This is a genomic window from Mycobacteroides franklinii (genome assembly GCF_001853795.1).
Taxonomy (GTDB): domain Bacteria; phylum Actinomycetota; class Actinomycetes; order Mycobacteriales; family Mycobacteriaceae; genus Mycobacterium; species Mycobacterium franklinii.
In genome coordinates this window covers 1,924,769-1,938,157 of sequence record NZ_MLIK01000019.1, presented here as the reverse complement: position 1 = coordinate 1,938,157, position 13,389 = coordinate 1,924,769, and the positions used below count along the sequence as shown (strand labels likewise).

Genomic DNA, 13,389 nt, shown 5'->3' with positions numbered 1-13,389 from the left:
GAGTATCCCATCATGGTTAGGCTCCGTAGCTGTGACCGATGAGCGGCTTGCGCGAAGTGGCGACAACACCGATGAGCGGCTTGCGCGAAGAGGTGACAACACCGATGAGCCTCAGTCTCCGGACAACGCAGCGGCTCTCGCGGCCGCGGAAATCGCGGCCCGCACCGGCGTCGCCGCCCACCGCGTCGCGGTGGTTCTCGGATCGGGCTGGGCCCCGGCAGCCGAGGAGCTCGGAACTCCCGCCAGCACGATTCCGATGGCCGATCTCCCCGGATTCAGCCCACCGAGCGCGGCCGGACACGGCGGCTCGGTGTTGTCGGTGGCCATCGGCGAGAGTGGCGAGCGCATGCTGGTCCTGCTGGGCAGGATCCATGCCTATGAGGGCCACGACCTGCGCCACGTCGTCCACCCGGTGCGCACGGCCTGCGCCGCCGGCGCGCAAACGATCATTCTCACCAACGCAGCCGGCGGGCTACGCGAGGATTACACGGTGGGTCAGCCGGTACTGATCAGCGACCACCTCAACCTGACGGCCCGTTCGCCGTTGGTGGGGGCGCAGTTCGTCGACCTTGTCGACGCGTATTCACCGCGGTTACGGGCACTGGCCCGGGAGATCGACGACAGCCTCGCCGAGGGTGTGTATGCGGGTCTGCCGGGCCCGCATTACGAGACCCCCGCGGAGATCCGGATGCTGCGCACGTTGGGCGCGGATCTGGTGGGCATGTCGACGGTGCATGAAACCATCGCGGCACGGGCGGCCGGGGCCGAGGTGCTGGGGGTATCCCTGGTGACCAATCTCGCGGCCGGAATGACCGGGGAGTCCCTCAATCATGAGGAGGTACTGGCGGCCGGGCGTGCGTCGGCGACTCGCATGGGCCAACTTCTACGCTCGGTGATTGGTCGGTTATGACGGAGTCCCCGCTGGCGGCGCACACGATCCAGGAGTGGATCGACCACGACCCGGATCCCGAGACCGTGGCCGAGCTGCGCGCGTGCTCCGAAGACGAGCTCACGCAGCGCTTCTCCGAACCGTTGGCGTTCGGCACGGCGGGCCTACGCGGCCCGGTCCGGGGCGGCCCGAACGGAATGAACCTGGCCGTGGTGCTGCGCACCACCTACGGGGTGGCCAAGGTACTCAAAGATCGATGCCTCGGTGGGTCAACCGTGGTGGTGGGTCGCGATGCCCGACACGGATCCGAGAAGTTCGCACAGGGCGCTGCCGAAGTCCTGGCCGCCGAAGGGTTCAAGGTCGTGCTGTTACCCCGCCCGCTGCCGACCCCGGTGCTGGCGTTCGCGGTCCGGCACCTCGACGCGGCCGCCGGCATCCAGGTCACCGCATCGCACAATCCTCCCGCCGACAACGGCTACAAGGTGTACTGGTCCGGCGGGGCTCAGATCATCTCCCCCACCGACCGCGATATCGAATCAGCCACGGCAACGGCGCCTTTCGCCGATCAGATCCCGAGAACCCCCGTCGCTCCGGCCGACGACTCCCTGGTGGATGCCTATATCCAACGTGCCGCGACGGTGCGCCGGGGTTCCGGCGGCCTGCGCGTCGCGCTCACCGCACTGCACGGAGTAGGCGGGCCCACCGCCCTGGCCACCCTGAACGCCGCGGGCATCACCGACATCCACGTGGTGGACCAGCAGTTCCAGCCGGATCCGGACTTCCCCACCGTCGCGTTTCCGAATCCGGAAGAACCGGGAGCCTCCGACGCGGTGCTGGCCCGGGCCGCCGAGGTCGACGCCGATTTGGCCATCGCACTCGACCCAGACGCCGATCGATGCGCCATCGGAATCCCCACCACCACCGGTTGGCGGATGCTGTCCGGGGATGAAACCGGCTGGCTGCTGGGCGACTACATTCTCTCGACGCAGCCGCATTCATCCACTCCGCCGGTAGTGGCCAGCACGGTGGTGTCCTCTCGCCTGCTCTCGCGGATCGCGGCATCGCTCGGCGCTCGGTACGTGGAAACCCTCACCGGATTCAAGTGGCTTGCCCGGGCGGCGGATTTCGACCTGGTCTACGCCTACGAGGAAGCCATCGGGCACTGCGTCGATCCGGCGGCGGTACGCGACAAGGACGGCATCTCCGCGGCGGTACTCGCCTGCGACCTGGTGACACACCTTCGCGAGCTGGGTACCAGCGCGGAGGAGAAGCTCGAGAATCTGGCGATCAGGCACGGCATCCACGTGACCTCGCAGGTGTCGCGGCGCATGGACTCGCTCGACGAGATCACGGCGATGATGACCCGACTGCGCCAGAACATCCCCTCCGCTCTGTCCGGGTTCCCGGTCACCGCGGAGGATCTGCTGGAACGGCGCGGGCAGGAACGCACCGATGCGGTGATCCTGTCCGGCGAAATCGGCGGGTCATCCATCCGGCTGGTGATGCGCCCGTCGGGAACCGAACCAAAGGTCAAGTGCTACATCGAGGTCCGTGAGCCCGTCATCACCGATCCCACCGTCGCGCGGATCTGGGCGGGCGTGGTGGTCTCCGAGTTGGAGGCGTACGCCCGCAACATCTAGCTCGGCCGGCGCTATCTGGGCCCGAACTGCCGATCACCCGCATCACCCAGGCCGGGCACGATGTACGCGACCTCGTTGAGGCCCTCGTCGATGGTGGCAGTGAACAGCCGGACGGACGTGGACGGACCGAAGCGTGTGGCGCACTCCTGAACCGCCGCGACCCCCTGCGGCGCCGCGACCACGCACAACATGGTGATGTCGGCGGCACCTCGCGCGTGCAGCAGATCGAGCGTGTGCACCATCGACCCCCCAGTGGCAAGCATCGGATCCAGCACGAACACCGGCTGTGTCGACAGATCCGCGGGAAGCGATTCCAAGTACGGGGTGGGTTGCCAGGTCTCCTCATCGCGCGCCATCCCGACGAATCCGACGCGCGCCTCAGGGATGAGGGCATGGGCCTGATCCACCATGCCCAGACCCGCCCGAAGAACCGGCACCAGCAACGGTGGATTGGCCAACCGGTATCCCGTCGTCTCCGCTACCGGCGTGCGCACCGTCAACGACTCCACCGGCGCCGAACTGGTGGCCTCGTAGACGAGCATCAGTGTCAGATCCCTCAGCGCAGCCCGGAATGCCGCATTGTCGGTACGGGCATCGCGGAGGCTGGTCAACCGGGCCGCGGCCAGCGGATGCTCGACTACGTGCACATGCATGGACCGACCCTAAAGCAGCAAGCATCGATCCCGGCGATCTCGAGTGTGATGGGCATCACCGGGGCCCCTCGGCAGGCACATACGCCGATATTGTTTCCAGCAAAGCTCAACAAGCTATGCTGAGCAGGTAATACGACGGGGTGGCCAGGTTGCCAAAAAATCTTTCAAAAATTTTGAGAAAGATGGAACCGAATCGCGACCACCCCCGTCGTATCTAAGTACAAGGCGAAAACTGCCCGAAAACAGGCGGTAGCCGAACCACCGAGGAGATGGAGGGGACATGGCAGAGGAATTGTCGGCCAATACAGACATGTTGCGCGGCGTTGCCGGCGTGCAGATGGGCATGGGCGGAACGCTCGCGGCGGTGGGCACCGCAGTCAGTATCTTTCCGGTCGCCGCACTGGCGCCGATCTTCGGTCCGATTGGCGCCCAGTACCTGGGTGCATTCGCCGCAACCTCCGCCAAGCAAGGGCTGGACGTCGGTCAGCTGGCAATGGGCGTCACCGAGTCCGGCGTCAGCACCACAGTCGGTAGCAATGACTACGACAACACGGAAGACCACTTCAGCCAGGGCTTTACCGCCACTACTGAAGGAATCGAGGCCTGATCATGGTTGACACCACACCATTGAGCAGCAGCCACGAGCTGTCCTCGGCGACCAACACCAACTACCCGAGCTTCGAGAACAACCCCTTCTCCGCGGGGCTGATCGGGCCGGCTTTAGACATGGCAGGCACTGTCGGTAACGGCCAGTTCAAAGAGGGCCAGGACCCCAGCAAGATGCTGGAGGGCGGCATGCAGGTCATGCAGCAGGTCATGCAGCAGGGCATGCAGGCGGGAAGCCAGCTCATCGGCTCCTTCGCCGGTGCGGCGGCTCAGGCTCTGGGGCAGTTCGCCGGCATGGCCGGCCAGGCGCTGAGCAGCATGGCCACCCGTAGCGGCGCCATGGGCGCCAATGTCGGACAGGCATCCGAGTCCACCGGCCGCGCCAGCGCCCTGATCACGGAGGCCCTGCAGCAGTTCCAGCACACCTCCGAGGCACTGACGCCGCTGATCGGCATTTTCCCTCCCGCTGCTGCCGAGCTCGCCCAAGCGGCATCCGAGTGCGCCACCAAGGTCTCGGCGTACACCGCGACGCTCGAGGGTGAGCTCACCGGACAGGCCGGTGAGCTGACAGGTATGGCGGGTGCCGACATGGGCAACCCCGCCACCCCCGCGTCTGGAGCCACCCAGCCCGCGATGTCGGCCATGCAGGGCGGCCTGCAGGCCGGCACCCAGGCTTTGTCCGGCGTCGCGAGTGGCGTCACCCAAACCATGAGCTCCATGGGGCAGGGCCTCGGTCAGATCCCGCAGGCCCTCACCGGCATGTTCAGCGGTGGCGGCGGCAGCGGTGCTGCCAGCGCGCTGGCGGGCGGCTCCGGCATGAGCGGCATCGCCGCGGGTGCCCTCGCCAACCCGTTCGGTGCGGGTGGCGGCCACGCCTCCAGCACTGCCGGCGGTAGCTCCAGCGGATTGGGTAGCTCGAACGCCGGCGCGGCCAAGATGCTGCTCGACCCGCGCAGCATGGGCAAGGGCGCGCAGCTGTTCCTCCCGGATGGCAGCACCAGCCAAGCACCGAACGCCGCAGCTGCCGAGGCAGTGCGCAAGGCGCTCAGCCAGGTGGGTGTGCCCTACGAGTGGGGTGGCACCAAGCCGGGCGTCGGCCTGGACTGCAGTGGCTTGACCCAGTGGGCCTACGGAGAGTCCGGCGTCAACATCCCCCGGCTCGCCCAGGAACAGGGTGTCGGTATCCACGTCGATCAGGGATCAGTCATGCCCGGTGACCTGGCGGTGTGGGATGGCCACGTCGCCATGGTGATCGGCAACGGCATGATGGTGGAGGCCGGTGACCCGGTACAGATCTCGCCGATCCGCACCACCAACGCCGGGCAGGGATTCCATGGATTCTTCCGACCCACTTCCTAGTTCGGGAGTGCCGCGGCCCGAGCCGCGTGCGAGCATCGACATGACGAATCGTGCTCACACGCTGCGGGTCAAGGTATCGGAATTCGGTCTGCCGCTTGAGGTTCAGGTCGAACCGGACATGCTCAACCGCGGCGCGTCGGCACTGGCACGGGAGATCATGAACCTGTGTCAACTCGGTGCCGCGCGCTGCGGAGCGGCCCGCCGCGAAGAACTCGCCGAAACCGGCATCCCGGAATACATCCTGGACAAGCTGGGGCTGGCGACACCCGCCCAGGTTGCCGACCTTGAACTGCGCCAATCCGAAGAGCAGATGGAACGGAGATCCTGATGACGGAGCCAGACCTCAACTTCTTCAAGGCACTCGAACAGCAGTATCAGGAGACCATGGCGAAGGCCCGCGCCGGCGGCCATATCCTCAACGGCGCGGTGGAGGAGCTGAAGGACCTTCGCGGGTGGGCACGTTCGGCGCAAGGGCATGTCGAGGCGGAAGCCAATGGCAATGGCGCCCTGACCAATCTGAAGCTCGACGACTCGGTCACCAAGCTGTCGCCCAAGATCGTCGGACAGATCGTGGTGGCCACCGCCGCAGCGGCCGCGGGCCAAGCCTTTGATCATCGTGAGCGAGTGTTCGCCCAACTGATGGTGGATCTCAAGAACCCGCAGCCGTAACCGATTTCGGGCTACAGCCCCGCACGGTGCCGATGTGAATCGGTAAGGAACACGGTGTTTTCGGCGTCACGCCAGCCATGGCTGAGCCGACCATCTCGGTAGGCATAGGGTTTCAACTCCGCCTGCTCCAACAGCGACACCACTTCGTCGGAGGGCGTCTCGACGATCATCACGGGCCGCGAGGCCGTGATGGTCGCGAGCCCACCGCGAATCACCGCCGCCTCCATCCCCTGCACATCGATCTTGATCGCCTGGGGGTTCAGGCCGAAGTCATCCAGCCGGCGGACCTGCACCGGATGGCGCTCGATCGTCAGTTTGGATTCGTCGAATCGCGCCATCGTCTCGGGGTTGAGCCAACCGCGCGCCTCATTCTCATCGAGCGAGGCCAAACCGTCGTACACGAAATTGCGGTATCGGGGAATGAAGAGATCAAAGGTCCCGTCCGCATCGGAGAGCCCGCAGGCATGCACCTGCACGGCCGCGCTTTCGTATCTGCGCTTAAGTCGCTGGGCCAGAACAGCATTCGGCTCAAAACTCACGATCCGCCGCGGTGACACCGCCCGTTGTAGCGCACAAATACTCTGGCCCCAGTTGCCTCCGATATCGATCGCTTCCGATATCGGCCCCACCCGGCTCAACAGGTGGAACTCCGGGTCGACGCGCCATCCGAACAGGCGAGTACCCATGTTGTACGCGCCAAATTTGAGCGGCCGCAGGAACGGCAGATAGGTTTGCGCCAATCTCAGCGCCGGCATGCCCACGTGGGCACAGTAGCGCCATCGACATTTACTGTCGCCGTCACACCTACCGACCCCTCGTATCTGCACCGGTAGGTGCTCGCGGCGACCAATGTGATGAACTTCGTCCGCGGCCACGTGACCGACGGGCACAACTCATCGACGCTGCGGGCACGGCCCGAAGACACAGGATCCGTACTTAGCCCGCCGATCGCGGGAGCGAGCCGAAAATATCGCGTCTGACCTGCTCTTCGCAACCCTTTTGGAATACTCGCCGCATTGCCCCCACACCGGCCGTTGATCGACTGCCACGCACGCCCCGCTGATAACATCCGCATGTGGCGCGCGAGTGGCTTCTCCTGGAAACACTCGGCGAACAGCCAACTGTCATCGCCTCCGGCAATCAGCCGCGGAACATGGTTCCCCTCGGCACGTTCCTTCGCCGCAATCGAAATCTCGGTCTGCTTCGCCGGGTTATCACCGCCGCGACAAAGGCAAACAAAGCCGCCACCATCGGTCTCCCCGATTCGGACTCGGTGATCGATATCCGTCCGGTCGCCATGCCCGACGGCCGGGTGCACGGAGTGTGGCTGTGGACCGGCTCCACACCGCCACCCGCCGACCCGCCCGCCGAGGGCGGTGCGGTGGTCCTCAACGCCGATACCGGCGTCCTGCACATGAGCGACGGCGCCGCCCTGGCCATGGGGATGGCCGCGGGTGAACCGCACGCCGAAATCAGCATGCCCGAGCTCTACCGCTACCTGTCGCCCAATCCCGGCGAAACCGACGTCCTCGGGCTCATCGTGACCGCCACTGCCGGCATGACCTATAGCGCCACCTGGCCCGGAGTGGACAGCCACGGCAATCCCACGTTGTGCCACTTCGCAAGCCGACTTGTTTTAGAACCCAACAGCGAGGGCATCCCCCAGCGTCTGGGGCGCGCGATCAATCTGCGGGTGGGCCGACCCGCACCACCGGTTCCGCTACTGGAACAGCAGGTCCTCGAGGCCGCCGCCGAACCGGGCGCATATCGCGCGCTGGTCATGATCGCGTCGCGCACATTGATCAAGTGGATTGATCCGCCTGCGCCGGAATGGCATTGGGAATTCGACCCGCAGGGCCGGCCCAAGGTTCACCCGGACGACGAGGCGAATCTGAACTTCATGATCGACAACTCCCTGTTCGGCGTCACCGAAGCGGTGATCAGATTCCGGTGCCACGACGACAGCTGGGAATCGCTGCACTGCTCCACCCAGGTGGTGCGGCTCAACGAGGATGCGACCGTCGCGCTGGTCACCCACCGGCGTCGCTAACCTTCTCGACCCAGACCGGAATCGGGCCGCGCGGCATCACCCCACATTGCTAACATCCGCGCATGTCACGCGATTGGATGCTGCTAGAGACCCTGGGCGATGAACCCACGGTCATAGCCGTCGGATTGCAGGCGCGCAACATGGCGCCGCTCGAATCGGTGCTGCGCCGCAACCGGCACCGCCCCCTCATTGAGACCGCGATCGCCGACTGCCGCCGCACGGGCGAGCTCACGGTGGCCTTCACACCCGCGCGGGACCGCGTGGTGCGCGTGCACCCGATTTCCATGGGGAAGGTGAACGTCCACGGCGTTCAGGTGTGGTTCGGGCCGGCGGATATCGAGCCGCCGCCGCGACCCATCGCCGGGGCATGCCTGGGCGATCTTGATACGTCGCTGACAACGCTGACCGCGGAGTATTTCGAGGTGATGGGTTTCGATCCGCAGAACAGGTCCGAGAGGCAGGCCATCGCCGAAGGTCTCGCGCCCGTCCTACCGAGTCCGCGCAACGCCGAATTGATGGCGCACGTCGTGAACCCTGAGCTTGATTCGACGTTCTGCGGAACCTGCCTGGCCGCCGACCATCAAGGGCACACCCTCCAAGTTCACTACGCCGGACGGGCATCCAAGGAAATAGATCCGGCGGGGGCCGTGGCGCGCATCAACAGGATCGTGTGCACCCGGGTGGAGAACCGGCCGGCCGAGCCCCGGGTGGGGTTGGCGCAGCAGATCCTCGATGCGGTCGCCACCCCCGGCGTGCACCGGATGCTGCTCAATGTCGACACCTTCGCCGTCCTCAAGTGGATCGACGCGCCATTCCCGGACCTGGCCTGGCGTTACGACCCGGATCGGCCCGAGAACATCCACCCCGACGACGAAGCAGTGGCGCGGAACATGCGGGACGAGCTGCGAGCGGGCGCAACCACCGGGGTGCTGCGGCTGCGGGCCATCTCCGGCGGTTGGCTGCGGGTGCATGTCTCTGCGACGAAATTCGCTTTGCACGACAACGCTTTTGCGGGACTGGTCACCCTCACCGCCGCACCGGCAGCGGACATCGAGCAGTAGGCCGGCCGGCGCGTGTTGCCGCGGTCACGTCGACTCTGGCGGTGGGTCTTTCCCTCGCGCCGCACCTTCTGGCTAGGCTTGCCGCATGGCTGCTGACATCGTTCCCATCGAACTCGGGCTCACCGAAGGTGACGTGGTCACCTTGTGGGCCCCGCGGTGGCGCGACGCCGGAGACGAATGGGAAGCGTTTCTGGGCAAGGACGACGATCTGTACGTGTTCGAGTCGGTGGCCGATCTGGTGGCTTTCGTGCGAACCGACAATGACAACGACCTGGTCGATCACCCGGCATGGTCCACGCTGGGGGCATTGTCGGCCGACGAGCTGGAGCCAGACGACGACAACCGCTACGACTTGATCGGCGTGCCGGAGCTGGTTGCCGACAAGCCCACCGAGGACGCTGTCGACACACTGCGCGCCACGCTGGCCATCGTCGCCTCCATTGGCGCGGTCTGCGAGCTGGCACCCATCAACAAGCTCATCAATGGCAACCCGGTACTGGGCACGCTGTCCGGCGGGGCCGAAAGCTTCACGGGTAAAGACGGATTGAAGCGCTGGAACCAGATCGGTGCCATCGTCGGCAAGTCGTGGGACTCCGTGGTCGATGCCATTGACGAAATCGCCGCAACACCCGACGTCGATGAGGAGCTCTCGGCGGCCGCGGACGCCGAGCTGCTTGCTGCCGCCGAGAATGCCGTCGACAACGAGGACGACCTCGAGGATGACGACGATCTGGATCTTCTCGACGAGGAAGCCGACTCGGACGCAAAGAGCTCGGACGACGCTGACAGCGCCGAGGACGAGACCGACGATGCCGATGAGGACGCGGACGAAGAAGCCGAGGATGACGACGTCGAGGGCGAGGACCTGATCCTCGGCGGTGACGAGGATTTCTGGCTGGAAGTCGGTATCGACCCGATCCAGATGATCACCAACTCCGGAACGTTCTACACGCTGCGCTGCTACCTCAACGACGAGCCGATCTTCTTGGGGCGCAACGGAAGAATCAGCGTGTTCGGCTCCGAGCGCGCGCTGGCCCGGTATCTCGCCGACGAGCACGATCACGATCTGTCCGACCTGAGCACCTACGACGACATCCGCACCGCCGCCACCGACGGCTCGCTGCGGATCGACATCACCGACGACAACATCTACGTGTTCACCGGGCTCGCCGACGATCTGGAGGACGGCGTCGACGAGGTGGACCGGGATCAGCTTGAGCTGGCCGTCGAGCTGCTCACCGATGTCGCCGAATACTCCGAGGACGACAGTGTCGACGCCGAGCTGGACAGCGACACCCCGCTGGGCAAGCTGGTCGGGCATCTGCTCGAGCCGGAGAAGCACGATGAGCCGAAGGGCCCGTTCGCGGACGCCGCCGACCGTTGGCGGACCCTGGAGCGCGCGATGGAAGCACGGCTGCGGCGCGAATAGCGCGCAGCTAGCCGATCAGGACCGCGTAGCCGGGCTTGATCACGTCGTCGATGATCGCCAGCCGCTCATCGAACGGGATGAAGGCGGACTTCATCGCGTTGATGGTGAACCGCTGAAGATCACTCCAGCCGTAGCCGAACGTCTCGACAAGGCGCAGCATCTCGCGGCTCATCGAGGTATCGCTCATCAGCCGGTTGTCGGTGTTGACCGTCACCCGGAACCTCAGCCGCGCCAGCAGATCGAAGGGGTGATCGGCGAGGCTGTCGACCGCTCCCGTCTGCACGTTGGAGCTCGGGCACAGCTCCAACGGCACTCGTTTGTCCCGTAACAGCGAGGACAGTCTGCCCAGGTGGGCTGTGCCGTCGGGGTCGATGTCGATATCGTCGACGATGCGCACCCCATGGCCCAGCCTATCGGCGCCGCAGAAGGCGATCGCCTCGTGGATCGAGGGCAATCCGAATCCCTCACCGGCATGGATGGTGAACCGGGAGTTGGCATTCCGCATGTATTCGAAGGCGTCCAGGTGGCGGCTCGGCGGATAACCCGCCTCGGCTCCGGCGATGTCGAAGCCGACGGCGCCGCGGTCGCGGAACTTCACGGCGAGTTCGGCAATCTCGCGTGACCGCGCGGCATGCCGCATCGCGGTGACCAGGGTGCGCACCGTGATGCGCTTGCCCGCAGCGCGGGCCTGCCGCTCACCGTCGGCGAATCCGGCCAGCACGGCATCCATGACGTCATCGAGAGTGAGTCCCGCATCGATGTGCAGCTCCGGCGCGAACCGGATCTCGGCGTACACAACTCCGTCCGCGGCGAGGTCTTCGACGCATTCGGCGGCGACCCGATGCAGTGCGGACGCCGTCTGCATGACACCCACGGTGTGCGCGAAAGTCTCCAGATACTGCTCCAGAGAACCGCTGTCGGCGGCAGTACGGAACCATGACGCCAGTGCGCCTTCGTCCTCGGCCGGTAGGTTTTCGTACCCCGATTCGCGCGCCAGTTCCAGAACGGTACTGGGTCTCAGACCCCCATCCAGATGATCGTGCAGAAGCGCCTTAGGAGCCCTGGTGATTGACACCAAATCAAGTTCGGCCGTCACACCGAAAGTCTATCGATGATGAGCGGCCTGACGGTGCTATCGCCTCTTCGCGCGAGCCGCTCATCGGTAGGACCCGCGGCGATCTCCCAACCACCCTCCAGGGCGGTGAGCGCCGCGGGCAACCGTTCCGGGGTGTCGGTGTACAGCGTGAACAGCGGTTCTCCCGCCACGACGGGTTCGCCCTGGCGGCGGTGAATACGCACTCCCGCGCCGTGTTGCACCGTCTCTCCGGGCCGGCTACGTCCGGCGCCGAGGCGCCAGGCCGCGATCCCCACCGGCATCGCGTCGATACGGTGCATGACCCCGTCGGCCGGGGCGAGCACCGTTTCCTGACACTGCCCAAGGTTCAGCGGCACCGAGAGGTCGCCGCCCTGCGCGCGGATCATCGCGCGGAACACGTCCATCGCGGTGCCGTCCGTCAGCGTGGCGGCAGGATCCTTGTCATCGATACCGGCTGCGGCGAGCATTTCGCGGGCCAACGCCACGGTGAGCGCGATAACGTCATCGGGCCCTCCCCCGGCCAGCACGTCGAGTGACTCCTGCACCTCGATCGCGTTTCCCGCGGTAGCACCCAGGGGCGTATCCATCGCGGTGAGCAGGGCGCTGGTGACGACGCCATGCGCGGTGCCCAGCTCTACCATCGCCGCTGCCAGTTCACGGGCCTGCTGCTCGGACTTCATGAACGCGCCCGCGCCCACCTTGACGTCCAGGACCAGCGCAGCGGTTCCCTCCGCCAGTTTCTTGCTCATGATCGACCCGGCGATGAGCGGTATCGATTCGACGGTGCCGGTGATATCCCGCAACGCGTAGAGCTTTCGATCCGCCGGCGCCAACGAGGCTCCGGCGGCACAGATCACCGCCCCGACATCGGAAAGCTGCTGACATATCTGTTCATTGGTGAGGTCGACGCGGATACCCGCGATCGCTTCGAGCTTGTCGAGGGTGCCACCGGTGTGTCCCAGACCGCGTCCGGAAAGCTGCGGAACCGCCGCGCCGCAGGCGGCCACGACGGCGACCAGCGGCAGGCTGATCTTGTCTCCCACTCCTCCCGTGGAGTGTTTGTCGACGGTCGGCCGGGACAGCCCCGACAGGTCCAGCCGCTCGCCGGAGGCGAGGATCGCCGCGGTCCACGCCGTCGTCTCGGTGCTGTTCATGCCGCGCAGGTAGATCGCCATCAGCAGCGCGGCGACCTGCTCCTCACCGACGCCGCCGCGGGTGTACTCCTCGATCAGCCAATCGATGGCGCCCAGACTCAGCTCTCCGCCGTCACGCTTGGTCGCGATGATGGACGGCATATCAAACGCGTAGGGGTTTGCCATCAGATACGCCCCCGGTCCAGATCGTCGGGGCCAAACGCCTCCGGGAGCAGCTCCGAAAGGCGTCGTGGCCCGTCCGCGTGATCGATCAACAGACCAGGTCCGCCATGTTCGAGAAGTAGCTGACGGCATCGGCCGCACGGCATCAGCGGCTCACCGCGGGAATCGACACAGGACAGCGCCACCAACCGGCCGCCGCCGGTGGCGAACAGGGCGCACACCACTGAACACTCCGCGCAGAGACCTAGCCCATATGAGACATTCTCCACATTGCAGCCGGCGATCACGCGACCGTCGTCGACAAGCGCGGCGGCCCCCACCGGATACTTCGAATACGGCGCATATGCATGCTTGGTTACCGCATATGCCTTGTCTCGCAATTCATTCCATTCGATTTTCATGACCCCGAGACCTCCCCGTCGACCCCAACAGAGTCGCATCGGCTCATCATTTGCTCGTGCAAGGTTTACCTAACTTACTTTGGAGTACGGTGCATTTCGGCGCTTTTTCGTGCTCATGCGATTTCGGCGCCAGATCGGATTGGGTTTAGAGTTCGGAAGACGGTTCGCCGACCACCGTTGGGCCATCGGATGCGCGTCATGGACGCCCCCATTTACCGCA

The 13,389-nt window shown here is 65.6% G+C and carries 14 protein-coding genes; 9 read left to right on the top strand and 5 right to left on the bottom strand.

Annotation, left to right across the window (positions count from 1 at the left end):
* The first annotated feature begins 31 nt into the window (after nt 1–31).
* The gene (locus BKG76_RS17040; RefSeq protein WP_109420777.1) at nt 32–910 is read left to right on the top strand and encodes a purine-nucleoside phosphorylase; all 879 of its coding nucleotides are present in this window, start codon (nt 32–34) and stop codon (nt 908–910) included.
* Entirely contained in the window at nt 907–2,529 is a 1,623-nt protein-coding gene (locus BKG76_RS17035; RefSeq protein WP_070938643.1) for a phospho-sugar mutase, read from the top strand. The genes BKG76_RS17040 and BKG76_RS17035 overlap by 4 nt, the downstream gene beginning before the upstream one ends.
* 11 nt (nt 2,530–2,540) lie before the next feature.
* Here BKG76_RS17035 and upp read toward each other — a convergent pair whose 3' ends face one another.
* Nucleotides 2,541–3,182, bottom strand: coding sequence for a uracil phosphoribosyltransferase (gene upp / locus BKG76_RS17030; protein WP_070938642.1), 642 nt, complete (start codon nt 3,180–3,182; stop codon nt 2,541–2,543).
* 280 nt (nt 3,183–3,462) lie between these two features.
* Between upp and BKG76_RS17025 the strand changes: the two genes are divergently transcribed.
* Genes BKG76_RS17025 through BKG76_RS17010 form a run of 4 tightly spaced genes read left to right on the top strand, consistent with a single transcriptional unit; the run spans nt 3,463 to nt 5,816 of the window.
* Nucleotides 3,463–3,789, top strand: a complete 327-nt coding sequence (locus BKG76_RS17025; protein ID WP_070938641.1) for a hypothetical protein — start codon at nt 3,463–3,465, stop codon at nt 3,787–3,789.
* A 2-nt stretch (nt 3,790–3,791) separates the two neighbouring features.
* Nucleotides 3,792–5,147, top strand: a complete 1,356-nt coding sequence (locus BKG76_RS17020; RefSeq protein ID WP_070938640.1) for a C40 family peptidase — start codon at nt 3,792–3,794, stop codon at nt 5,145–5,147.
* Nucleotides 5,122–5,475, top strand: coding sequence for a hypothetical protein (locus BKG76_RS17015; protein WP_206676939.1), 354 nt, complete (start codon nt 5,122–5,124; stop codon nt 5,473–5,475). Before BKG76_RS17020 ends, BKG76_RS17015 begins: the two co-directional genes overlap by 26 nt.
* Nucleotides 5,475–5,816 carry a YbaB/EbfC family nucleoid-associated protein gene (locus tag BKG76_RS17010; RefSeq protein ID WP_070938638.1) on the top strand — a complete coding sequence of 114 codons (342 nt, stop codon included), beginning with the start codon at nt 5,475–5,477 and terminating at the stop codon, nt 5,814–5,816. Before BKG76_RS17015 ends, BKG76_RS17010 begins: the two co-directional genes overlap by 1 nt.
* Before the next feature lie 11 nt (nt 5,817–5,827).
* On the opposite strand, the gene BKG76_RS17005 is transcribed toward BKG76_RS17010, so the two are convergent.
* Entirely contained in the window at nt 5,828–6,571 is a 744-nt protein-coding gene (locus BKG76_RS17005) for an FkbM family methyltransferase (RefSeq protein WP_070938637.1), read from the bottom strand.
* 320 nt (nt 6,572–6,891) lie between these two features.
* Here BKG76_RS17005 and BKG76_RS17000 point away from each other — a divergent pair, with 320 nt between their 5' ends.
* From BKG76_RS17000 to BKG76_RS16990, 3 genes are all read left to right on the top strand, one after another.
* On the top strand, nt 6,892–7,866 hold the full coding sequence (locus BKG76_RS17000) for a GAF domain-containing protein (RefSeq protein ID WP_070938636.1): 975 nt from the start codon (nt 6,892–6,894) through the stop codon (nt 7,864–7,866).
* A 62-nt stretch (nt 7,867–7,928) separates the two neighbouring features.
* Nucleotides 7,929–8,927, top strand: coding sequence for a GAF domain-containing protein (locus BKG76_RS16995; RefSeq protein ID WP_070938635.1), 999 nt, complete (start codon nt 7,929–7,931; stop codon nt 8,925–8,927).
* 85 nt (nt 8,928–9,012) lie between these two features.
* Complete coding sequence (locus BKG76_RS16990; protein WP_070938634.1) at nt 9,013–10,356, top strand: primosomal protein; 1,344 nt, start codon at nt 9,013–9,015, stop codon at nt 10,354–10,356.
* Between the two features lie 7 nt (nt 10,357–10,363).
* On the opposite strand, the gene BKG76_RS16985 is transcribed toward BKG76_RS16990, so the two are convergent.
* The 3 genes from BKG76_RS16985 to BKG76_RS16975 are packed head-to-tail and all read right to left on the bottom strand — an operon-like array spanning nt 10,364 to nt 13,169.
* Nucleotides 10,364–11,452, bottom strand: coding sequence for an adenosine deaminase (locus BKG76_RS16985; protein WP_070938633.1), 1,089 nt, complete (start codon nt 11,450–11,452; stop codon nt 10,364–10,366).
* Nucleotides 11,449–12,771: a thymidine phosphorylase gene (locus tag BKG76_RS16980; RefSeq protein WP_070938632.1), complete on the bottom strand. Its 1,323-nt coding sequence runs from the start codon at nt 12,769–12,771 to the stop codon at nt 11,449–11,451. The genes BKG76_RS16985 and BKG76_RS16980 overlap by 4 nt, the downstream gene beginning before the upstream one ends.
* Entirely contained in the window at nt 12,771–13,169 is a 399-nt protein-coding gene (locus BKG76_RS16975) for a cytidine deaminase (protein WP_070938631.1), read from the bottom strand. The genes BKG76_RS16980 and BKG76_RS16975 overlap by 1 nt, the downstream gene beginning before the upstream one ends.
* Nucleotides 13,170–13,389: the final 220 nt, after the last annotated feature.

Excerpts from the sequence above, each read along its gene's own strand:
- BKG76_RS17035 (WP_070938643.1), top strand. The coding sequence starts at position 907 with ATGACGGAGTCCCCGCTGGCGGCGCACACGATCCAGGAGTGGATCGAC.
- upp (WP_070938642.1), bottom strand. The coding sequence starts at position 3,182 with ATGCATGTGCACGTAGTCGAGCATCCGCTGGCCGCGGCCCGGTTGACC.
- BKG76_RS17025 (WP_070938641.1), top strand. The coding sequence starts at position 3,463 with ATGGCAGAGGAATTGTCGGCCAATACAGACATGTTGCGCGGCGTTGCC.
- BKG76_RS17020 (WP_070938640.1), top strand. The coding sequence starts at position 3,792 with ATGGTTGACACCACACCATTGAGCAGCAGCCACGAGCTGTCCTCGGCG.
- BKG76_RS17015 (WP_206676939.1), top strand. The coding sequence starts at position 5,122 with ATGGATTCTTCCGACCCACTTCCTAGTTCGGGAGTGCCGCGGCCCGAG.
- BKG76_RS17010 (WP_070938638.1), top strand. The coding sequence starts at position 5,475 with ATGACGGAGCCAGACCTCAACTTCTTCAAGGCACTCGAACAGCAGTAT.
- BKG76_RS17005 (WP_070938637.1), bottom strand. The coding sequence starts at position 6,571 with ATGCCGGCGCTGAGATTGGCGCAAACCTATCTGCCGTTCCTGCGGCCG.
- BKG76_RS16995 (WP_070938635.1), top strand. The coding sequence starts at position 7,929 with ATGTCACGCGATTGGATGCTGCTAGAGACCCTGGGCGATGAACCCACG.
- BKG76_RS16990 (WP_070938634.1), top strand. The coding sequence starts at position 9,013 with ATGGCTGCTGACATCGTTCCCATCGAACTCGGGCTCACCGAAGGTGAC.
- BKG76_RS16980 (WP_070938632.1), bottom strand. The coding sequence starts at position 12,771 with ATGGCAAACCCCTACGCGTTTGATATGCCGTCCATCATCGCGACCAAG.
- BKG76_RS16975 (WP_070938631.1), bottom strand. The coding sequence starts at position 13,169 with ATGAAAATCGAATGGAATGAATTGCGAGACAAGGCATATGCGGTAACC.